This is a genomic window from Rhodoblastus sp., assembly GCF_052145335.1.
In the GTDB taxonomy this organism is placed as follows: Bacteria; Pseudomonadota; Alphaproteobacteria; order Rhizobiales; family Beijerinckiaceae; genus Rhodoblastus.
In genome coordinates this window covers 1-21,606 of the sequence record NZ_JBKQOU010000076.1, presented here as the reverse complement: position 1 = coordinate 21,606, position 21,606 = coordinate 1, and the positions used below count along the sequence as shown (strand labels likewise).

The following is a 21,606-nucleotide window of genomic DNA, read 5'->3' as shown; positions in this document are numbered from 1 at the left end:
ATGTCACGGATCGACTGAGCGATGAGCGCCGGGTCGGCCAGTTTTCCTTTTGGCATGGTCATTGGCCTTCCTCGGCGGCGTTCGACGATTCCGCCGATATGAGGCTCCATCCGCACCACGGCGCGCTCGATTTCTTCGGCCAAGGATTCCGGCGTCAGATTATCGAGGGCGGCGATATCGGGAAACCTGGTGCGGGGATCCTTGTCGCCCAAGGTGTTGGCGATGGTGGCGAGTCCGGCTTCAGCCATTTCCAGCGGCGGATAGCTCGGATGCGGCGAGATCATCAGCGCAATGCCGACTGATGCGCGACTGAGGTAGTCGGCATAAAGTTCGAGGCTGACTTTCCCTTCGACGGTCGCGTTCTGCACCGGGTAAACATGCGCAGGCTCAAAAGACTCACCCAGGAAAACCACTTTCCAGCGGCTGGCGCGAATTGGATCGCGCTGCTGCCAGCGGTGAAGGCCCGCGCAGATCAATTCGAAGGCGTTGCGCGCGACCGAAGGGCGCCCGTAGACCACGATCAGGCGCTCCCGTGGCCTGGGGGTCAACAGCGCGTCGAGCGTGTCGTTCATCCGGTAAGGCAGGCAGAAGGTCTCGCGGAAGGCATATTTGGCGCAGATCGCCGCATGGAGTTCCTCTGAGTTTATCACGGCGATGGTTCGCTCGCCGTGACGGTAGGTCGCCTCCGCCAGCGCGAATTTGCTGCTCCATCCGTAAAAGTAGGGCTCGTCGTCCTGGATCAAGTAGATAAAGGGATGGTCGCCGCCGAAAAAGCGCTGGCGATCACGCCCAAGGGAGAGCGCGAATTCAGCCGTCCACCACGCCGTCGCAATGAATATATCGTGGGCCCGAAGATCAAGTCGCCCCCCCGCGCGTTCACTGGCGTCGACGATGACCCGACTTTCCTCATCAAGGCTCGGACTGAAGGGGACGGGCTTGTAATCGCCGAATTTGGCATAGGCTTCCGCTTCGATCCCGGCGTCGGTAACGATGATCCGTCGGTCGAAATGCGCGCCCAGGGTCGCCGCCCATTGCGAAAATTGCCGGAGCGCCGTCGCGACGCCGCCAAAGGTCTGGTGGGCGTTGACGGTCGGCACGATCAGATTCAGGCGGGGCTGCCTGACCCGCGAAGGATAGGAATGGAGCGGGCGCGTTTCGTAGACGACTTGCGCGAAAGGCGGAAGCAGGTCGTCGACCTCTTCGAGGCAAGGCTGGAACACCTTGAGCCGATGCGCAGCCAGGTTCGAGCGGTCCTGCGCCGCCAAAATGGCGCCACCGAGCGGATAAAGCTTGCGCTGCACCACCTTGAGCCATTCGTAGCCGGCCGACTCAACGATGAACAGGACGCAGCGCTCCACCGCATGGGCGAGCGTGCCGTCGACATGGGCGCCTTCTTCGGGGAAATCCTGAAAACCGAGGCCGACATCGAGCAGTGGGCGAATGGCCGCCGAACGCCCCCAGAACATCGAGCCGGACGGAAACTCGAGAACCTTGTTCTTGTCGAGCGGAAGGCCGATCCGCCGCATCAGCGCACGCGCCTGATCGTAGTTATAGCCCCAGTTGATAATGCCTCGAATTTCAAACAGATGCTGTGGAAAGACCACGCCGAGCCTGGGATCCTCGAACAGGCAGAGAATGGATCGGACGATCTCGGGCGACCCGAGCAGGTTGTCGAGGAGATAATCCCCCCAACGCGCTAGCGGCGCGCCGCCATGCGGAGACTTTTTCGTATGCAGATGAAGGAACAACTCATAGCGCGCGTAAACGTCTGAAAAGCCGACGATCTTGGCGGCTACATCGCGACCGCGATTGGGAAAGATCCGGATTTCGGCCGAACCCTTCCTCCAACTCGCGATCTGGGTCTCGATCTCGAGCTTTTTGGCGTCGGAATCGGTCGAAAGAAACAGATCGACGGGGCCCGGTATATTCGCCAGCCGCGTGAGAATGGCTGCAAGGCTCTCCGGATAGAAAACATGGATGACCGCCGCGATGGGTTCTTTCGAAATTGGGCCGGGATCGAACGCGAAGGGAACCTCGAGCGCAAAATCGACGTCGTTGACAGGACGGCGCGACGGCACGACACCATCCGGCAGTGTCAGTTCGTAAGTGTGGTGATAGCGAACAACGTCGCGGACCGCATTGACCGGATTGCGGCTGCGCCCAAGCGGCGGATCGCATTCCGCCGAAATCTGGCGGAGGACCGCGCCAAAAGCGACACTGAGGCCTTCGGCGCGAACCAGTTCCGGCCCATCGCTCAAAATATGGCGGAAGGCGAGAAAAGGGCCAACCGGCGAATCCACGATCTTGGCCAGTTCCATCATCGCCGCGCCGTAAAGGGCGACTACCCCTCGCTCGGTCAGGATCTTCAAGCCGTTGCCCAGGTGGCGGCGCACCGCTTGGGGTAAAGTTTCAGCCGAATCTGAGGCCATGACTTCGCAAACTCGAGCCCGATGTGGCAGAATGCAGAGCAGGAGGGAACCGCGCTGGAACGGCTTGCTTTGCCATAGCTTTGCCAATAATTCAAGGCAATAGCCATGTCGCTTGCGCCAGACGGAAACCTCTAATCAATGATCCAGCTTGATAATGTTTTCAAATATTATCGGAGCAACGGCCATCTCAAAGTCGTTCTCGACCACATCAGTCTCGATTTCATGGCAGGTCGCAGTTACGGCATCCTTGGCGTCAATGGCGCCGGCAAATCGACAATGATGCGAATCCTCGCGGGGACCGAATTGCCAAATGGCGGTTCGATCCGCAGGAAGGTGCGCGTTTCCTGGCCGCTGGGCTTTTCAGGCGGCATGCATCCGAAATTGACCGGCCGGGAAAATGTTCAGTTCGTAGCCCGCATCTACGGCGAAGACGTGCGTCGGGTAACGGCATTCGTCGAAGATTTCGCCGAGATCGGCGCCTATATCGACGTTCCGATCGAGACCTATTCATCAGGCATGATCGCGCGTCTGGCGTTCGGGCTTTCCATCGCCATCGAATTCGAATGCTATCTGATCGATGAAGTGACGGCGGTCGGCGATGCGCGTTTCGCCCATCGATGCAAGGAGGAATTCGACAAACGCAAGCGTAGGGCGGATGTCATCATGATTTCTCACAGCATGCCCACGATTCAAGAATATTGCGATCGCGGTATCGTGCTTGTCGGCGGACGCGTTCATGTTTTCCATAACGTCGACGACGCCATTGAACTATACAAGAAGCTTAACTCATAGCGCTGCGCCGCAATAATGGGGCGCCAATTTATCGCAAGAACCACGGCAAAATAGCGGAAGCTTTTAGACTTGCGCCATATAACCGGATAGCGCAGGATTCCCTGGGAAATGAACGGGTCGGCGAAACGGATATAGGATGGATTTAGCCACTCTGGATCAGAAACCCCCGCTGACCCCGGTCGACGCCAAGGCAAAAACGGATGCGATCGCGCGCGCTTTGCGCCGGGCCGCGCGGCAGGCCCAGCTGCCTGCGCCGTTCATCTCGGGCGGCGCTGGAATTCGGGCTCGCAAGGGCGATCGCGCCTTCAGGCTGGGCGTGATCGTCAGCTTCATCCTGATGGTCCTTTGTCCGTTCCTGGGCGCTTCCATTTATTGGGGCCTGATCGCCAGCGCACAATACGCCACCGAAGCCAAATTCGCCCTGCGTTCCAGCGAATCGTCGGGGAGCAGCGCCCTTTCCGGATTTGCCGGGCTGGGGCTTTCGTCGCAAGCGCAAGATGCTCAAATTCTCGTTGATTCCATTCGCAGCCGCAGGATCGTTGAAGCGCTCGATCGGGACGTGGGTTTGTACCGGGCCTATGGTGGCGACGACATCGACTATTTCTCGCGATTGAAACGCGATGGACCCGTCGAGGAACTGGAAAAATATTGGCGCAAGCGCGTCGACGTCAATATCGAGACGTCATCCGGCATTATCACTTTGAACGTCAGAGCCTTCAATCCTCAGGATTCGGTTGCGATCGCCAAAAAGGTCATCGAACTGTCCGAAGCTCTCGTCAACGACATCTCGACGCGGCCCCGGCAGGACTCGTTCAACCAGGCCAGGGCCGAACTGACGCGCGCGGAAAAGAACCTCAAACGGACGACGGAAGCGATGCGCGACGAGCGCAACGCCGAAGGCGTGCTGGACGCCAGCGCGTCAGCCGAATCCCTCGGCAAACTCGTCACGACGCTTCGCTTGCAATTGTCGCAGGCCGAGGCCGATCTGGCTGCGCAAGGCGCAGAGGCGGCGCGAGACTCGCCGCAGGCCCATGTCCTTCATTCGCGGATCGCCAGTCTCAAGGCGCAGATCGCGGCTTATTCGCACATGATCGCGGGAGGCGACGGCGAAAACATGGCGGCGCATGCGGGAGCGCTGTCGAACCTTCAGGTCGATCTCGATCTGGCGCGCCAGCAATACGCCCAGGCGGCCGCGGTTTTCGAGAACGCGCGCGTCGATCTTGACACCCAGCACGACTATCTGGTCTCGTTCCTGCCGCCGACGCTCGCGGAGAAATCGACCTATCCCCGGCGTTGGTGGCAATGGTCGATCATTGTACTGCCCAGCCTGCTGCTCTGGTCTTTTCTCGTCGGCCTCGCCTTCCTGGTAAGAGATCACATGGCCAAATAGATCGGGTCGGGTCGTCCCGCGAAATGGCGCACCGGCCCTGACGGCGCTTATGTTAAGCGGATTGAGGGCAAATGTTTTTCAATATTGACGCGGATGAGGGCGGTTCGATCCGAGGTTGGCTGGCTCTGGATAATCCGTCGGCCATTCCTTCCCTGATCGTCGTGATTCCTCACCGTGAAGAAATCCAGTTCGAAGCCAATGTCATGCGAGGTGACATCAAAGAACTCGGCATCCATAACACTGGGCAGGTCGGCTTTGAAATCGATCAGCGTTTGGTCGAAGGACTGGACCGGATCGACGACATTACCATCGTCGAAGCCGAATCCCGGCTTCCCATCTTTCGCCGCTTTCAGATGGATCGTCACATCGAGAAAAAGCTGTTCTTGTTCGATGGCTCGACAATCCCGCAGAGAGCCATAAATCGTGAGCTTTCCAAACAGTTTACACTCTTGTATTTTAATTCCGAGCGCCTTTCACTGGAAACGATGCTTGTGATTATCAATAATCATTTTACGCAATCCATTGCAATTAGCGGTCGCTCCAACTTCAATCGTTATGCGCCCTTTCTAAATAATGCCGGTTACATTCGCGCCGCCTTATTGCGCGATCCCTTTGAAGAGCTCGCCGAGCGGCTGCTTTTTCTAAAGCTGCTCGGAAAGTCGGACCTCGCAAACCTGATCGGGATGTATACGAGAGGCTTTGAATCCCTGTTGGAATTGGCGCGCGATTTGCCGTTGAACGACCAAAAGGCCATGACGGCGGCGTTCCGTTCGATCACGGACGAGCAGCGCGAAGCGATCAAAAGTCCGATGACGCGGATACTGGGATGCAATATCGGCGAATCGCCGGAGCATCGTCATGTGCCGATCGCCCTGGAGAATCTCGCCACCATGGACGTCGTCGGCACCAGAGCGCTTTTTGGACCGTTCAAGGAATTGCTCGCCGGAATTCTCGGCGCCAATATATTCGGCGACGAAGTTCCTACCTGTTTCCCCTCGATCAGCCATCTTGCGGCATCCCTCTCGCGGATCGGAGTCATCGCCGATCTTCTCGAACATGATCGCGCGCTCTATTCCTATGTCGAACAGTCCATCGACATCGGTCTTGCCGGAAGCGAAGCGCCTTCCAAACGTGAGACTCAGGCCATTTGATCGTTGATGCTGGCGACGATCAGGGCGCCGATCGCCCAGATTATGGAGAGCGAAGCAAAAAGCAGCAGCACGCCAGCGCCAACTCTTGGGTAAGTTGCGGCTTCGGGCAGCGACGGCGCGACGACGAGCGCGAGATAAAGCTGTTGCTTGTCCAGCTCCTGACGCGCTTTCAAAAATACATTCTGTGAAATGGTGTAGACTTTTTCGGCGAATTGTTCTTCCAGCTCGAGCCGCTCATAGGCTCCCAATTGGCTGGCGACGGTCTTGCTGGTGTGCAAGCTGGTCAGGTCGTCCTTTAATTTGGCGATCTGCTCGTTGAGCGTTGTAAGCTTGCTCTGTTGAAATCTCTGGCTTGGCGAATCGTTCGCCAGTTTGTCCGACAGGGTGGAGAGAGTATTTTCGACGCCAATTTTTTCCAAAGTTAATTTGCTGATCATTTCGCTGACGCTTGCCGCACGGGAGGCGGGATCGACAAGGTCATTTTCATTGCGAAATTGCAGCAATTGCTGGCGAACGGCCGCCAAGGCCTGCGCGGAACGATCGACCTCCTGGCGGGCGCGCTCCACGGCGTCCGCCCGGTTGCGGATGCTGATCGTATTCACGAGATTTTCGCTGACGCGAAGAACGTCCCGCGCCACTTTCAACGAGTCTTCCGGTCTGAACGCGGTGATCTTGAGCGTCAGAATACCGGAAACGGTGTCGACGCTCGCCGCCACGCGTCTGGTCCAATATTTGAAAATATCTTCCACCGGAAGCTTTGTCGCGAGGCGCGAGAAATAGTCGATATCGGGACGCGAAAACGCTTTCTCCATATAAGCACGCCCGCCAAGATCGTTGATGACGGCTTCGCTCTTGATGTAGTTGAGAACGATATAGGAATCCTGCTGTGTGCTTTTGGCGCCGCCGGAAAGCTTGCCGACCAGCGAGGCCGCGTCGGTGAGGGCGCCTCGCTGTTCCTGGGCGGCGCGCACGGTCACGCGCGCTTCCGACACATAGCCGTGGGATTCCCAAAGCGCAGAATAAAGGCCGAACAGCATGGTGGGCGCCAACACCAGCACAACGAAGCTTTTCCAGACCAGTCCGCCGCCGAATCCGGCGGCGGCGAAGGCAATCTGCTCCCTCGACTCGCGATCGCGCCAAGTCGCCGGCAAATTCGCGACGCCGCGCAAAGCCAACGTTGAAATCGTCGCGATTCTTTGTTTCGTCTCGCGGACAATTCCCGTCAACAGCTTTTGCTTTTGTTCCGCGCCTAGGTCATCCATCCGCTTTCCAGATCTCGCTTGCGCCTTTTTCTTCCATTGACCGCGACCGCTCTATCCCTGGGTCTCGCAGGCTCTCACCGGTTGGACCTAGTCCTAACACGGCGAAAGGACCACGCGAACGCGTCATTTCTTTGCCTGCGCGATCTACCCGAGTTGGGGGTCATAAGCATAAAGCGACAGGCCTGGGTTAAAACAAGGGTCATCGCGAACCATGCCGCGCCAGCGCTCCAAAAAACAGGTTCTTTCCTGCTGATAAACTCGCTGGAGCCTCAAGCCGCCGCCCCGGCTCGCAGATTCATGGTGGATCAATTCGACCCGGGAGTCGCAGATGGTTCGCCAGCCGCGTTCGCCCAAGCGCAGGCAGAGATCGACGTCGTTGAGGTCAACCGGTAGATGGACGGAATCGAATCCCCCGACGGCGACGAATTTGGTTTTCTCCACCATCAGGCAGGCTGCGGTCACCGCCGAAGTCTCGTGAGGAACGATATTGGCGTTCCACCAGCCCGACGTGTCAGCGGCCTGCCGCGCCCCGAAATGCCCGGCGACGCCGCCCATGCCGAGGGTGATCCCGACATGTTGCAGCCGCCGGTCCGGAAACAGCAGCCGGGCGCCGACCGCGCCTATGTCCGGCCGCCGGGCGAAGGAGAAAAGTTTTTCGATCCAGTCCGGCGTGACGATCTCGGTATCATTATTCAGGAATATCACGAAGTCGCCGGTGGCATCCGCAACGGCGTCGTTGCAGATCGCGGAGAAATTGAATGGTCCAGGCCTTTTGACGACGCGAAAACGCTCATATCGAGCAGAAAACTGCTGGAACAACGCGCGCGTCGCTTCCTCGGCGCTGTCGTTGTCGACGACCAGAATTTCGAAATCGCGGCAAGCGCTGACGTCCACAATCGAGCGCAGGCACTTTTCGAGCAGGTCGGCCCGGTCGCGGGTTGGAATTACCACGGAGACCCGGCCCTCCGGCCCGGAAGCGATTTCCGCCATTCGCCGAGGCGAAACGGTCGATTCCGAAACTGGCTTTTCAGGAAGGCGGAATAGCGCGCGGCGGATATGGCCGACTTGGTCGATTGCGGCTTGGCTCAGAAGTTGCGGCCACAGCACCGACCGCGCCGCGTCGGCCGTCAGCGCCTGCAAGTCGACGAGTTTTCCGCTGAAAAGCGCCGCCCGCCCGACATAAGGCGATGAATCATGCCAGATCGGGCTCCAGTCCGGCTTGAAACGCGGTGTTTCCCTGCCCGAGGCGCCGAGCGATATGTCGTCGGCATAGACGACGGTCTGTTCGGGATGGCGCTCGAAATGCTCGACGAAACAGGCCAGCGCATGCGGTCTCAATTCGTCGCCCGCCTGCAACAGGCAGATCAGGTCCTGGGAAAAGCCGCCTGCGTCCAGCCTCTCGGAAAACCGCGGGTCATTTTCCCACGGCTCCAGTTTCGTTGCGGCCACTAAGGCTTTCTCGCGCTTAGGCAGGATGACGCGCCAATTCGAGTAGGACTGGCTGAGGATCGATCGGCAGCTGGCGCCGAGGGTGGAAGCCCCCCCCTCCTCCGCGCCGATCAAAAACGTAATTCTCGGCCCGCTGGCCCAGTCGGTCAGAGGCCTCGGGATGGCGCGCAAACGCCGTTCTTCCATCCAGGAAGCGAAAGTCTCCATCGGCTCCGCGCCGAAAACCCATCGCAAATTCAAATCGGCCTCGGCGTCGAGCCCGACGAGCCGCGCGGAAATCGCGTAAAACATACGGCGTGGCGAGGCGAGCGCCTTTGCCAGCCAGAAACGCCAGGAAATTGTCTCGACCGATTCGATCCGGAAATCGAAGGGGCCGGTCCGGGTCGTCGGACTGATCCAGGTTTCCGTCAGTCCGTTTGGCACGCGGCCGACCCAAACCCCTGCCCCCTCATAGGCGGCGGGCATGAGATGGTCTTGAAAGCCGAGTTCCCCAAGTTGGAAACGAAGAATCGGACGAACCGGATCGTCGAAATAATGGGTCGAATAGCGGATGCGGACGATCGACCCCTGCTTAAGGCCTTCCTCGCGTTGCAATCGAAGCCAGGGCTCAGACGAGGTCGCCCGGAAATCGCCATTCTCCACCGCAACGTCGTGCGCCGTTTCCAGAGGCCAAAGTGGCGAACTTGGCGCCGACGGACGCTCTAACATGGCAGGACGTTCCAACCTGCGCTCCGATACCATTGGAGCGAAACGCGCTAGTCGACGCTGGAGTGGACGTTTTCCTCGGCGATTTCCATCAGATAACGGCCATATCCGCTCTTTCCGAGAGCGATGGCCAGTTTGACCAGTTGATCATGACCGATAAAGCCATTGTGGAAAGCGATTTCTTCGGGACAGGCGATGCGCACGCCCTGGCGTTTTTCCAGCGCCCGCACGAAAGTCGCCGCATCGACCAGGGATTCCGGCGTCCCGGTGTCCAGCCAGGCGAAACCGCGGCCCAAGGTTTCCACCGACAGCGCGCCACGTTCGAGATAGATCCGGTTTACATCAGTGATCTCCAGCTCGCCACGCGCCGAGGGCTTCAGATGGCGGGCGATCTCAACCACTTCCGCGTCGTAGAAATAAAGTCCGGTGACCGCATAACGCGACTTCGGCTTGGCAGGCTTTTCCTCAATGGAGATCGCGCGTCCGTCCTGGTCGAATTCGACCACGCCATAGCGTTCTGGATCGTTGACATGATAGGCGAAAACCGTCGCACCCTTGTCGCGCGACTTCGCGCTGCGGCACAGATCGACGAGACCGTGGCCGTAGAAGATATTGTCGCCCAGGATCAGGGCCGAAGGCTGGTCGCCGACGAAATCCGCTCCCAGAATATAGGCTTGGGCCAGACCGTCGGGGCTCGGCTGCACCTTGTAGGAAAGCTCGATTCCCCACTGGTGGCCATCGCCGAGAAGCTCCCGGAACATCGGCAGATCGCGCCGCGTCGAAATAATCATGATTTCGCGAATTCCCGCCAGCATCAGCACGCTGAGCGGATAATAGATCATCGGCTTGTCGTAGACCGGGAGGATCTGCTTCGACACCGACAACGTCATCGGATGCAGACGCGTGCCGCTGCCGCCCGCCAAAATAATGCCCTTCATTGCCATTCTCCCTGGCGGTCAAGCCGTTTGATGATCACGTTCAGTCCATCGCGCCAGTGCGGCAAAGTGACGCCGTGAACGGCGGAGAGCTTGGCGGCGTCGAGGCAGGACCAGGCCGGGCGGCGCGCCGGCGTCGGATAATCAGAGGTCGAAATGGCCGTGACCCGCGCGCTCGGTCCGCCGCGCGAGGCGGATTGCCGGAAAATCTCGGTGGCGAAATCCGCCCAGCTGATCGGACCGCCCGAAGCCGTCATGTGAAAGACGCCGCGAAGCTGCGGGTCGTCGGGAGCGGCGGCGAGGTTGCGCGCCACCGCTTCGATCGCCACGGCGATGTCGAGGGCCGAAGTCGGCGTTCCCTGCTGGTCGCCGACCACTTTCAATTCATCGCGGGTGGCGGCGAGACGCAGCATGGTTCGCACGAAATTAGCCCCGAAAGGCGCATAAACCCAAGCTGTGCGCAGGATGGCGTGATTGGGCGTCGCCGCCGCCACCGCAAGTTCGCCTGCCAGCTTGCTCGCGCCATAGGCGCCGATCGGACCGGTCGGATCGGTCTCGAGCAGCGGCTTTCCGCCCGCGCCGTCGAAGACATAGTCGGTGGAGATTTGAACCACGGGAAGATCGAGGCTTTTCGCCGCCGCCGCCACCGCGCCAGCGCCGGCGCCATTGACGGCGAAGGCCGTTTCGCGTTCGCTCTCGGCCTTGTCCACTGCGGTATAGGCCGCCGCGTTGACGATGACGTCCGGCGCATGGCGCGCGAACAAGGCGGCGAGATCGCCGGGATGCTCCAGATCGAGTTCGGGGCGGCCCAGGGCGACAATTTCCAGATCGGGCCCGGCACGCTCGATGAGCGAGCGCACGACCTGACCTTGCGACCCGGTAACGACAAGGCGCATGGCGATCAGACCTCGGCCGGCGAGTCAGCCAAAACGCCGAGGCGTTCGCCGGAATAGACCTTTTCACGCAGCGGTCGCCACCACCACTCATTTTCCAGATACCAGCGCACCGTTTTGACGATGCCGGTGTCGAAGGTTTCCTGCGCTTTCCAGCCTAGTTCGTTTTCCAGCTTGGTAGCGTCGATGGCATAGCGCTGGTCATGGCCTGGCCGGTCGGTGACGTAGCGGATCAGTTCTTCATGTGGCTTGGCCTTGGGGGCCATTTCGTCGAGAAGCTCGCAGATGCGGTGAACGATATCGATATTGCGCCGCTCGTTGCGGCCGCCCACATTGTATTTTTCGCCAAGCCGCCCAGTGGTGACGATCAGGTAAAGCGCACGCGCGTGATCGTCGACATAAAGCCAGTCGCGGATGTTCGAGCCCGCGCCATAGACCGGCAATTCGCGCCCGTGCAAACCGTTGAGGATGACCAGCGGAATGAGCTTTTCCGGGAAATGGTACGGGCCGTAATTGTTCGAGCAGTTCGAGACGATCACCGGCAGGCCATAGGTGCGGCCCCATGCCAGAGCCAGATGGTCCGCGCCGGCCTTGGAGGCCGAATAGGGCGAGGACGGATCGTAGGGCGTGTTTTCCTCGAACAGACCGTCGTCGCCGAGCGATCCGTAAACCTCGTCGGTCGACACATGCAGGAAGCGGAAAGCCGCCTTGGCCTTGGCGTCGAGCTGGGAATGGTAGGCGCGGGCCGCCTCCAGCAGCACGAAAGTGCCGACCAGATTGGTCTGCACGAAATCCGCGGCGCCGGTGATCGAGCGATCGACGTGGCTTTCGGCGGCGAGATGCATCACCGCGTCCGGCTTGAAGCCGGCGAAGGCGCCGTCCATCGCGGCGCGATCGCAAATATCCGCCTGGACAAAATGATAAAGCGGGCTGCCGGCGACTTCTTTGAGCGAAGAAAGATTTCCCGCGTAGGTCAGCTTGTCCACGACAAGCACTTCCGCCTTTATTTCTCCTATGAGATAGCGAGCCAAAGCCGAACCAATAAATCCGGCGCCACCAGTGACAAGAACACGCATCATCAATACCTTGATTTATGTTGACTCAAAATTCCAGAGGCTGGAGAGGATTACCATCATACTCAAACGGACTGACGAATTCCTTCAACATCTGCGCCTTTTCATCTTTTGCCGAAAGCGTCGGCGAGACGCCCTCGGGCAATGGCCAGACAATGCCGATGTCGGGATCGTTCCAGCGGATGCCGCCGTCATTTGCCGGCGCGTAGACGTTGGAACATTTGTAACTAACCTGCGCGTCCGGCGTCAGGGTGAGGAAGCCATGGGCGAAACCGATCGGGATGAACAGCTGGCAGCCGTTTTCAGCGGAAAGCTCGGCGCCGACCCATTTTCCGTAAGTCGGAGAACCGCGCCGAATGTCGACCGCCACATCAAAAATCGAACCGACGACGCAGCGAACCAGCTTGTCCTGGCCAAATGGCGGCGTTTGGTAATGCAGTCCGCGCAGAGTGCCCATTGGGCGCGACAGCGAATGGTTGTCCTGCACGAAACGAACGCTGATTCCCACGGCGTCGAACGCCTTTTCACTATAGACCTCGGTGAACCAGCCCCGGTCGTCGCCAAAGCGCTTGGGATGAATGAGACGAACAGGAGAAGAAACCGTCATACCTATTCCTTGCGCAACCGCGGCTTCCTTGCGCAACCGCGGCGCAGCCAGCGAGCCGTCGACATTGCGGTATCCCGATAATCAGGAAACGCCGAATTGACAACCAAATAGTTCAAACCGCACGATTTTTCGTCCGAAATGCTTCATCAACCGCAGGCGATTGCAATACGAATAGCATAAACTTCCGCTTTCCTGGCAACACGTGCGCCGTCGGCTGAATTAGCGCGCCAGTTTCCAGATCGGCCGTCAGGGAATAACGAAAAACCCATCCAGACCGACCTTCTGGTTCGCTGGCTGGGCGACAGGAGGGCGGGTCCGGATCTTTTCCTGGTTGATGCGCCGGTATTTTTCGTGAATCGGTCGCCAGCCGCCCAGATAGGCCATCGCCCCTGTAGCGGCTATCGTGATTCCAGCGGCGACGGGAACGGAGGTCACACCTTCGATCATTGCGAAAGCCGGAACCAGGCTTAACAGCAAGGCTTCGTGCATCGACTGGGCGATAGCTGCTTCAGCCCTCTCGGATAGAACGCAAGTTCCCTTCGCGGCATGGCCGAACAGGCTGTACGCAAGGGAGGCTATCCCGTAAAGGCCGCCGAGAGCAACGAAGGCGCCTGCCGCGAAGCCGAAAACCAAGCCAATGATCACGTAAATATACATGACAATACCCTGACTTCCGTGCACTCCGACAAGTTGAAAAAGCGATATTGTCGCCATTTTTCCAAACCGGTAGGCGGAAAGGAGCGCCATGTAGGTCAAGAACGGCAGGAATGCCGCAAGACCGTAGGTCAGCAAGGTATGAGTGGCTGTCCTGATCTCGAGTTTCCACTCCGATTCCGGCGCCGGGGCGCTCGTCGCAGGAACCAGAAGGGCAGTTTGCCCGGAAGGTTGCAAGGGAGCGGCGCTCCGTGAAGGCAGGAGCGAGACGGCGGCGGAGAACAGGATCCTCAGACCCGACGCCAGGCCGATGACGGCGACGAAAGGCTGGACCCGATTGAGCCGGGCGCCCATTTCGTAAACAGCGTCCCTTGCCCAGCGCACGCGTTCCATGGTGAATCTCGCCGCCCATTTTCCAACCACCGTGAAGGCATGGATCAAATGCACGTTGATGTTTTTATGGATCCACGATTCCTCGAATTGCGGGCAGCATGTGGCCACGATGAGAGCGGGGAGTTTCGCCAGTTTGGCTGCGATCGCCGTATAGAAAATCGTGCGAAGCGCGGCGGGACCGGTTCCTATATAGGGCGCGAGCATTGGAATCTTTCGGGTAAACCCGTCGAACGGCGTCAAATGGATCAGCCATGCCGCTTTCGCCAGGACGGCGACGCTGGGAATTCCAACGAGAAGGCTTGTCATGAACAATGCGGGAATAAAGGACGGAACCTTTCCGGTATATCCCCCGACCAGCCGGCTTTGTTTCAACAGATCCTTGCTGCGGTGAAGGTCGTCTCGCAGTTTCTCGAAGCTTATGTCCTTGACGACTATTCGCGTCGGCGCAATGACCAGCCGCCCGATTTCGGTAAAGGCGACGACGGCCAGGCCCAACGCGAAGGCCAAAACCTCGACAGGATAGGTAAATATCCACCAGGCAGGCATGAGCTGCCAACGAAACAATTGCCGTAAGTATTCGAACATCAATCGACTCCGGCGCCCAACCCCTTCGTTCATGGCGCCAGAGCTGGGCATTTTCAAGAACGCCGGCTCCAGGGTCCGTCGAGATTCATCGGAAGTTTATCACGGCTGCGGCGAGATGTATGTTTGCAGCGGGATTTTGGTCGGTTTTGTCTGCTCGCATGGCGACGCGTTTGAATTTTTTGAGCTTGCAGAAGAGATTCCCGATCCGATGGGCTCGGGAGAGGAAACACGGCGTGGATGCTGCGGGAGGCCGATCTTGCCGCCACGCTCGTTGAGGTTCGGTTATCAGGCTTTTGTCGGCGATGAACCCCTCAAAGGTGCACAGACCCTCGGTCACCCTGTCCAGTTCCTCGCTGGTTCCTTTCACACCACGACCTTGCGGTACAGATGCCACGTCGCGTGACCCAGCACCGGAAGCACGACGACCAGCCCCATCAGCACTGGGATCATTCCAATCGCCACCGAAGCCGCGATGATGAAACCCCAGGCCAACATCGGTCCCGGATTGACCCGCATCGCGCGAATGGACGTCGCCACGGCGGTGGTCACGGAGACCGGGCGGTCCAGCAGCAGCGGAAACGAGACGACGCTGATCGCCAGCACGACAAGGGCGAACAGGAAACCGATTCCGACGCCGAAGACAATCAGCGCCCAACCGCGGCGCGTCGCGAACACATCGCTGACGAAAGACGTCACGGACGTCGGCATTTCCGGGCCGATGGTCGCGCCGTAGATTTTCATCGCCGTCACCAGCCAAAGGGCGAAAATGCCGATCAGCAGCAGGCCGAGCTTGAAAATCGACGCGGCTTGCGGTGAGGCGAAAGCCTTGAAACCTTCAGCCCAGGACGTGCTCTCGCCGCGCTCCCGCCGCCGGCTCATTTCATAGAGCCAGACCGCAGCGAAAGGCGTGATCAGCGCGAAGCCCGAAAACAGCGGGAAGATCAAAGGCAAAAGACCGACGTTGGACGCGGCCTCCGCCAGAACGAGGCCCGCGGCGGGGTAGAGCAGACAAATGAAAAGCACATCGTCGCGAAAGGCGCCGAAATCATCGAATCCCTTGGCGAGAACCTCGCGCAGATCCGAGAAGGAGATCCGCCGGACCTCAGGCGCGAGCGACTGATCGATATCGGGGTGAACAAACGCGTGACCTATATTGCGCAAGACGTGACCCGTGGCCGCGAGTTGCACCGCGCCCCATTCGGCTGGGTTTTTGATCGCCATCGGAAAAATCCTCCCGAACCTCGGGTTCGAGAGCCGCAGCAGCCCTGCCTGGCTAAGACGCGCCGCGACTTTTCGAACTCGCGCAGACTTCAGGTTGACAACATAATAACAGGCCACGCGTTCCGCAATCCAGGAATGTTTTTCATTTTGAATAGCTTAGCCTTGACGCCGCCGCCGGAACCCAAGCCAGAGTTCGGACGTTGTGGCGTTCAGCGAGGCGCGGAAAATTCAGCGCCCGCGCCAGGCGGCCCGCCATGCATGTCGCTTTGATCTTGCTCCTTGTGGTCGTAGGCTCGGTGGCTTTCCACCTGCTGAGTCCGTGGTGGTGGACGCCCATCGCCTCGAACTGGCAATATATCGACGCCACCATGATCATCACCTTCTGGATCACCGGCGTTGTTTTCATCGCCGTGGTGTCCTTCATGGCCTATTGCGTCTTCCGCTTCCGGCACAAGGAGGGAAGGCAGGCCGACTATCAGCCGGAAAGCAAAAAACTCGAAATCTGGCTCGCCGCCGGCACGGCGCTGGGCGTTGCAGCCATGCTGGCGCCGGGCCTCGTCGTGTGGCATCGCTTCATCAACCCGCCGGCTGGAGCCCCCACGGTGGAAGCGGTCGGCCAGCAATGGCAATGGAGTTTCCGCCTGCCCGGCAAGGACGGCAAGCTCGGCCTGTCCGACACGCGCTTCGTCTCCGGCGACAATCCCTTAGGGTTGAATGCCGCCGACCCCCATTCGCAGGACAATGTGGTGGTGATCGGCGGCGACCTGCATCTGCCGGTCGGCAAGCCGGTGAAGATCCTGCTGCGCTCCATCGACGTCGTGCATGATTTCTACGTGCCGGAATTTCGCGCTAAAATGGATCTGATGCCCGGCACGGAGACCTATTTCTGGCTCACGCCGACGCGAACCGGAACTTTTGAGGTTCTCTGCGCCGGCTTCTGCGGCGTCGGCCATCCCTTCATGCGCGCCAATGTCGTTGTCGACAGCGAGGCGGACTATCAAAAATGGCTGCAGGCGCAGCCGACTTTCGCGCAGACGCGCAAGGCGCAGGCGACGCAGCGCACACGCGCCGCCGCGCAGTGAATCGGAAAACGCGAAGCGGGAAATGCCAGGAAGGAACAGGCCATGGTCGAGATTCATGCGGGTGGCGAGGTCCATCCCACAAGTTTCGATGATGTCGAACTCTACCATCCGAAAAGCTGGCTGACGAAATATGTCTTCTCGCAGGACGCGAAAATCATCGCCATCCAATATGCCGTCACCGCCATTTCCATCGGTCTGGTAGCGCTGGTGCTGTCCTGGCTGATGCGCCTGCAATTGGCCTTCCCCGGAAGATTCTCGCTGATCGACCAGAACAATTATTATCAGTTCATCACCATGCACGGCATGATCATGGTCGTGTATCTGCTGACCGCGCTTTTCCTCGGCGGTTTCGGCAATTACCTCATTCCGCTGATGATCGGCGCGCGCGACATGGCGTTTCCTTACGTCAACATGTTGAGCTACTGGGTCTATCAGCTCGCGGTGCTGGTGCTTGTCGCCAGTTTTTTTGCCCCTGGCGGGGCGACCGGCGCCGGCTGGACGCTCTATCCGCCGCAGGCCTTGCTGTCGGGCACGCCGGGCCAGCAATGGGGCATCATCCTGATGTTCGCCTCGCTGATCCTGTTCATCATCGGCTTCACCATGGGCGGCTTGAACTATGTCGTCACCGTGCTGCAATTGCGGGCGAAGGGCATGACGATGATGCGGCTTCCGCTGACCGTCTGGGGCATATTCACCGCCACGGTCATGGCGCTGCTGGCCTTTCCGGGCCTGTTTGTCGCCTCGGTGATGATGCTGTTCGACCGCCTGCTCGGCACAAGCTTTTTCATGCCGACGATCGTCGAGCAGGGAACGCATCTGGGCTACGCCGGCGGCAGCCCGATCCTGTTCCAGCACCTGTTCTGGTTCTTCGGCCACCCCGAAGTCTATATCGTGGCGCTGCCGGCTTTCGGCATCGTCTCCGACCTGATCAGCACCCATGCGCGGAAGAACATTTTTGGCTACCGCATGATGGTCTGGGCGATCGTCATCATTGGCGCGCTAAGCTTCGGCGTGTGGGGCCACCACATGTATGTGAGCGGCATGGATCCGAATTTCGGATTCTTCTTCGCCACCTCGACGCTGATCATCGCAGTCCCGACCGCGATCAAGGTCTATAACTGGGTGCTCACTCTTTGGCGCGGCGACATCCACCTCACCTTGCCGATGCTGTTTGCTTTGGCCTTCATCGTCACCTTCGTCATCGGCGGCATTACCGGCCTGTTCCTGGGCAATGTGGTGGTGGACGTGCCGTTGTCGGGCACGATGTTCGTCGTCGCGCATTTCCACATGGTGATGGGCGTGGCGCCGATCCTGGTGATTTTCGGCGCCATCTATCACTGGTATCCGCTGATCACCGGCCGGATGCTCAACGAGAAGCTGGGCCAGTTCCATTTCTGGGTCACTTTCCTTGGCACTTACGCCATTTTCTTCCCGATGCATTATCTCGGCCTGATCGGCGTGCCCCGGCGCTATTACGCCCTTGGCGAAACCGCCTTCATTCCGCCGTCCGCCGCCGATCTTAACGTCTTCATCACCGTTGCGGCGCTGGTGGTCGGCTTCGCCCAGATGGTGTTCCTGTTCAATCTGATTTCGAGCCTGTTCAACGGCAGGATCGCCGAACGCAACCCGTGGCGGGCGACGACGCTCGAATGGCAGACGCCGGAGATGCCGCCGGCGCACGGCAACTGGGGCAAGGATCTGCCCGTCGTCTATCGCTGGGCCTATGACTATAGCGTCCCCGGCGCCAAGGAAGACTTCATTCCGCAGAACCAGCCCCCCGCAGCACAAGGCGCGCCGGCATGATCATCATCGCGATCTTCCTGTCGCTGCTGGCGGCGGGCGCCGCCTGGTATCTCGCCGGCCAGAATCTGGCGTCGAAACCCTGGCTGGAGCAGGGCGTGATCGGCGATCTTTCGGACCCCGACGCGCGCAAGGCGCCGGCGGCGAGGATGGGCGTGATCGTGTTCCTCGCCGTCGCCGGTTCGCTGTTCGCGCTTCTGGCCAGCGCCTATGTGATGCGCGCCGCCGGCGCCGACTGGTTGCAAGCGCCGATGCCGCGCGTGCTGTGGATCAATACCGCCGTGCTGATCCTGAGCAGCCTCGCCTTGCAGGCTTGCGTTCATGCGACTCGGCGGGGCGATACGATGCGCGCACGGCATTTTCTTTTGGCGGCGGTGGTTCTGGCTCTCGCCTTTTTGGCCGGCCAGCTGGTCGCGTGGCGGCAATTCGCCGCCGCCGGCTATTTCCTGTCGACCAACCCGGCCAATTCGTTCTTTTACCTGCTCACCGGGCTGCATGGCGCGCATCTGGCGGGCGGCCTCGCCGCGTTGGGCGTCACCTTCGCCAAGGCCGCGCAGACCGGCGTCGAGCTTTGCGCGCTTTACTGGCATTTTCTGCTGGCCGTCTGGTTGATCCTGTTCGCTTTGCTGTCCGGCTGGGCGGGCGACATTGTCGTGATTTGCCGCGGATTGGCTGGCTGAAGGGAGCGTACGGCGAGGTTTCGGAGGCTACGAAATGACTGCGGAAACGGCGCTCAAACAACCGGAAGAATCGCTGGAGCTGCAAAGCGGCTGGCGCGGGTTCGTCTCCGACTGGTCGGCGGACCGGAGCGCCTTCCGGACCGCGTCCTGGGGCAAGGTCATGATGTGGATCTTCCTCCTCAGCGACACTTTCATCTTCTCCTGTTTCCTGATCTCCTACATGACCGTGCGCATGTCGACGACCGACCCCTGGCCGGACACCAGCAAGGTTTTCGCTCTGGAAATCGGCGGCGTCAGCGTGCCGCTGCTGCTCATCGCCATCATGACCTTCGTCCTGATCAGCAGTTCGGGAACCATGGCGATGGCGGTCAATTACGGCTACCGTCGCGACAGGGTGAAATGCGCCGCGCTGATGTTCGCCACGGCCGCCTTCGGCGCGACATTCGTCGGCATGCAGGCGTTCGAATGGACCAAGCTGATCCTGGAAGGCGTGCGGCCCTGGCATAATCCCTGGGGCGCTCCGCAATTCGGTTCGTCCTTCTTCATGATCACCGGCTTTCACGGCACCCATGTGACGATCGGCGTGATCTTCTTGATCAATATTGCGCGGAAAGTGCTGAAGGGCGATTTCGATATCGAGCGGCAGGGCTTTTTCACCAGCCGCAAGGGGCGTTACGAAATCGTCGAAATCACCGGCCTCTACTGGCATTTCGTCGATCTGGTCTGGGTGTTCATTTTCGCTCTGTTCTACCTGTGGTGAAAAAAGCCATGACAACCACAAATCTGCCGACCGCAAATATGAAGGCCGCCAACGCCGCCGAACACGGACAGGAACATTCGATCAGGCTCTATCTGCTGGTCTGGTTCTGGCTGTTCGTCCTCAGCACCTGCTCCTATCTGGTCGATTATTTCGGGCTGCACGGTTATCTCCGATGGACTCTGATCCTGCTGTTCATGATCGTGAAGGCAGGCTTGATCGTCGGCGTTTTCATGCATATGGCGTGGGAGCGTCTGGCCTTGATCTACGCTATATTGGCTCCACCAATCGCTGTGCTTGTGTTTGTCAGCACCATGGCTTTTGAATCATTTTATACGCACTCAGATCGTATTCTTTACTTCGGAACTGGATGACGATATCTTGGACAGAATTGAAACGGCGAAGGCGCCGGCAGAATCCGGCAGAACCCTCTGAGGGGCGCCTTAGCGCTGTTTTGCCAGTATGCGCCGCCCAATCTTGCTTTCCTTGAACGGTTCGCGGAGACGGCGCGCGAGGTCGGCGACAGAACAGGAGGCAAACATGGCTACCATGACTCACGGCGGCGTCCCCGCGCCGTCTCTCCCCTATGCAGATCGCGTCCGCCGCGTCGCCAGCGACGAGCCCTTTCACTGGCTCGCCGCCGGTTGGCGCGATTTCATGACGGCGCCAGCGGCCAGTCTCGCCTACGGGCTGCTGTTCGTCGTCGTCGGCTTCGCCTTGACCTACACGCTGTGGCGCACGGAAAACATCTACATGCTGCTGCCGCTCGCCGCCGGCTTCGTTCTGCTGGTTCCGCTGCTGTCGCTGGGATTCCACGCCATCAGCCGCGACATCGAACAGAAAACGCAGCCGTCCTTTTCGCGGGCGCTTTTCGCCGGGCGGGAAAACGTCGGGTCGATGGTGAACGCGGCGCTCGCCTTCATGTTCATGTTCCTGCTGTGGATGCGCCTTTCCGAAATCGTCTTCGCGCTCACCTTCCCGCCGACGGCGACATTCGATGTGAGGGGCCTGTTGAACGCGACTTTCTTCACGGCAGGCGGGCTTGAATTTATGGCGCTGTTCCTCGCGCTGGGCGCCTGCATGGCCGCTCTCACTTTCATGGGCGGCGCCTTCGCCATGCAGTTATTGCTCGACAAGGACGTCAGCATGGCGGAAGCGGTCGCCACCAGCTTCACCGCTTCCGTCATGAATATCCGAACCATGATCGTTTGGGCGGCGCTGGTCGCGATCCTGGTCGCGGCGGGCATGGCGCTGTTCTATGTCGGACTGGCGATCACGCTGCCGCTGGTCGGACTTGCGAGTTGGCATGCTTACCGAGCGGTAATCGTTCGCTGAGCCGAGGAACCAAGCCGCTACGCTTTGATCGCGTTGAGCATCGCGTATTGGCCCCGGCGGCCCTTGGCCCTCGGAAGGCTCGACCGGCGTCGACCTCTGGCCGGCGCCGCAAGGGCAGGCGTTCGTCTGAATTCGCCGGCGATTATTGGACAAGAGTTGGGCTCGCCAGCGAAATCGGCGCGTATTTATTGTTCAACTTTTAATTTTCTTGGCGCGCCCAAGGGGAATCGAACCCCTGTTTTCGCCGTGAAAGGGCGACGTCCTAGACCGCTAGACGATGGGCGCTTTTTTAGCGAAGCGGCGCGGCCGTTCGCGAAGTGGGGCGACCTATAACCGCGGCGGGTCATGCTGGCAAGCCTTTCATGCCCGGCCCGCCGCATTTTTCCTACCCGCCCAGGCCCGGGTTGCAAAAG

Annotated in this window: 18 protein-coding genes and 1 tRNA gene; 9 read left to right on the top strand and 10 right to left on the bottom strand. The window is 59.7% G+C overall.

The window, feature by feature from the left end; all coding sequences use genetic code 11:
• The coding region (locus ACLP2E_RS05510) for a rhamnosyltransferase WsaF family glycosyltransferase (RefSeq protein ID WP_442465367.1) at nucleotides 1–2,369 on the bottom strand (2,369 nt) is incomplete at its 3' end.
• Between the two features lie 198 nt (nucleotides 2,370–2,567).
• On the opposite strand from ACLP2E_RS05510, the gene ACLP2E_RS05505 reads away from it, so the two are divergent.
• From ACLP2E_RS05505 to ACLP2E_RS05495, 3 genes are all read left to right on the top strand, one after another.
• Nucleotides 2,568–3,221, top strand: a complete 654-nt coding sequence (locus ACLP2E_RS05505) for an ABC transporter ATP-binding protein (RefSeq protein ID WP_442462922.1) — start codon at nucleotides 2,568–2,570, stop codon at nucleotides 3,219–3,221.
• 136 nt (nucleotides 3,222–3,357) lie between these two features.
• Nucleotides 3,358–4,611 carry a hypothetical protein gene (locus ACLP2E_RS05500; protein WP_442462923.1) on the top strand — a complete coding sequence of 418 codons (1,254 nt, stop codon included), beginning with the start codon at nucleotides 3,358–3,360 and terminating at the stop codon, nucleotides 4,609–4,611.
• 71 nt (nucleotides 4,612–4,682) lie between these two features.
• Entirely contained in the window at nucleotides 4,683–5,762 is a 1,080-nt protein-coding gene (locus tag ACLP2E_RS05495; protein WP_442465366.1) for a hypothetical protein, read from the top strand.
• Here the strand turns inward: ACLP2E_RS05495 and ACLP2E_RS05490 are convergent.
• The 8 genes from ACLP2E_RS05490 to ACLP2E_RS05455 form a co-directional block, all read right to left on the bottom strand.
• Nucleotides 5,750–7,024: a hypothetical protein gene (locus tag ACLP2E_RS05490; RefSeq protein WP_442462925.1), complete on the bottom strand. Its 1,275-nt coding sequence runs from the start codon at nucleotides 7,022–7,024 to the stop codon at nucleotides 5,750–5,752. The genes ACLP2E_RS05495 and ACLP2E_RS05490 overlap by 13 nt on opposite strands.
• Before the next feature lie 144 nt (nucleotides 7,025–7,168).
• A complete protein-coding gene (locus ACLP2E_RS05485; protein ID WP_442465365.1) occupies nucleotides 7,169–9,181 on the bottom strand; it encodes a glycosyltransferase family 2 protein in 2,013 nt (670 codons plus the stop codon).
• A 47-nt stretch (nucleotides 9,182–9,228) separates the two neighbouring features.
• Nucleotides 9,229–10,116 carry a glucose-1-phosphate thymidylyltransferase RfbA gene (rfbA, locus tag ACLP2E_RS05480; protein WP_442462927.1) on the bottom strand — a complete coding sequence of 296 codons (888 nt, stop codon included), beginning with the start codon at nucleotides 10,114–10,116 and terminating at the stop codon, nucleotides 9,229–9,231.
• A complete protein-coding gene (gene rfbD / locus ACLP2E_RS05475; RefSeq protein WP_442462928.1) occupies nucleotides 10,113–11,009 on the bottom strand; it encodes a dTDP-4-dehydrorhamnose reductase in 897 nt (298 codons plus the stop codon). The genes rfbA and rfbD overlap by 4 nt, the downstream gene beginning before the upstream one ends.
• A gap of 5 nt (nucleotides 11,010–11,014) precedes the next feature.
• Nucleotides 11,015–12,082, bottom strand: a complete 1,068-nt coding sequence (gene rfbB, locus ACLP2E_RS05470) for a dTDP-glucose 4,6-dehydratase (protein ID WP_442465364.1) — start codon at nucleotides 12,080–12,082, stop codon at nucleotides 11,015–11,017.
• A 25-nt stretch (nucleotides 12,083–12,107) separates the two neighbouring features.
• On the bottom strand, nucleotides 12,108–12,686 hold the full coding sequence (rfbC, locus tag ACLP2E_RS05465; RefSeq protein ID WP_442462929.1) for a dTDP-4-dehydrorhamnose 3,5-epimerase: 579 nt from the start codon (nucleotides 12,684–12,686) through the stop codon (nucleotides 12,108–12,110).
• A 246-nt stretch (nucleotides 12,687–12,932) separates the two neighbouring features.
• Nucleotides 12,933–14,318: a hypothetical protein gene (locus tag ACLP2E_RS05460; protein WP_442465363.1), complete on the bottom strand. Its 1,386-nt coding sequence runs from the start codon at nucleotides 14,316–14,318 to the stop codon at nucleotides 12,933–12,935.
• 363 nt (nucleotides 14,319–14,681) lie between these two features.
• On the bottom strand, nucleotides 14,682–15,539 hold the full coding sequence (locus tag ACLP2E_RS05455) for a DUF2189 domain-containing protein (protein WP_442465362.1): 858 nt from the start codon (nucleotides 15,537–15,539) through the stop codon (nucleotides 14,682–14,684).
• A gap of 254 nt (nucleotides 15,540–15,793) precedes the next feature.
• Here ACLP2E_RS05455 and ACLP2E_RS05450 point away from each other — a divergent pair, with 254 nt between their 5' ends.
• The 6 genes from ACLP2E_RS05450 to ACLP2E_RS05425 all read left to right on the top strand — a co-directional run bounded on the left by ACLP2E_RS05450 (nucleotide 15,794) and on the right by ACLP2E_RS05425 (nucleotide 21,193).
• Entirely contained in the window at nucleotides 15,794–16,621 is an 828-nt protein-coding gene (locus ACLP2E_RS05450; protein WP_442462932.1) for a cytochrome c oxidase subunit II, read from the top strand.
• Between the two features lie 42 nt (nucleotides 16,622–16,663).
• Nucleotides 16,664–18,424: a cbb3-type cytochrome c oxidase subunit I gene (locus ACLP2E_RS05445; protein WP_442462933.1), complete on the top strand. Its 1,761-nt coding sequence runs from the start codon at nucleotides 16,664–16,666 to the stop codon at nucleotides 18,422–18,424.
• Nucleotides 18,421–19,101: a cytochrome c oxidase subunit 3 gene (locus tag ACLP2E_RS05440; protein ID WP_442462934.1), complete on the top strand. Its 681-nt coding sequence runs from the start codon at nucleotides 18,421–18,423 to the stop codon at nucleotides 19,099–19,101. The genes ACLP2E_RS05445 and ACLP2E_RS05440 overlap by 4 nt, the downstream gene beginning before the upstream one ends.
• Nucleotides 19,102–19,135: 34 nt before the next feature.
• Nucleotides 19,136–19,861: a heme-copper oxidase subunit III family protein gene (locus ACLP2E_RS05435; protein WP_442465361.1), complete on the top strand. Its 726-nt coding sequence runs from the start codon at nucleotides 19,136–19,138 to the stop codon at nucleotides 19,859–19,861.
• 8 nt (nucleotides 19,862–19,869) lie between these two features.
• Complete coding sequence (locus tag ACLP2E_RS05430) at nucleotides 19,870–20,232, top strand: cytochrome C oxidase subunit IV family protein (RefSeq protein WP_442465360.1); 363 nt, start codon at nucleotides 19,870–19,872, stop codon at nucleotides 20,230–20,232.
• Between the two features lie 166 nt (nucleotides 20,233–20,398).
• Nucleotides 20,399–21,193: a DUF2189 domain-containing protein gene (locus tag ACLP2E_RS05425; RefSeq protein WP_442462937.1), complete on the top strand. Its 795-nt coding sequence runs from the start codon at nucleotides 20,399–20,401 to the stop codon at nucleotides 21,191–21,193.
• 209 nt (nucleotides 21,194–21,402) lie between these two features.
• Here the strand turns inward: ACLP2E_RS05425 and ACLP2E_RS05420 are convergent.
• Nucleotides 21,403–21,478: transfer RNA gene (locus ACLP2E_RS05420), tRNA-Glu, on the bottom strand.
• Nucleotides 21,479–21,606 lie beyond the last annotated feature (128 nt).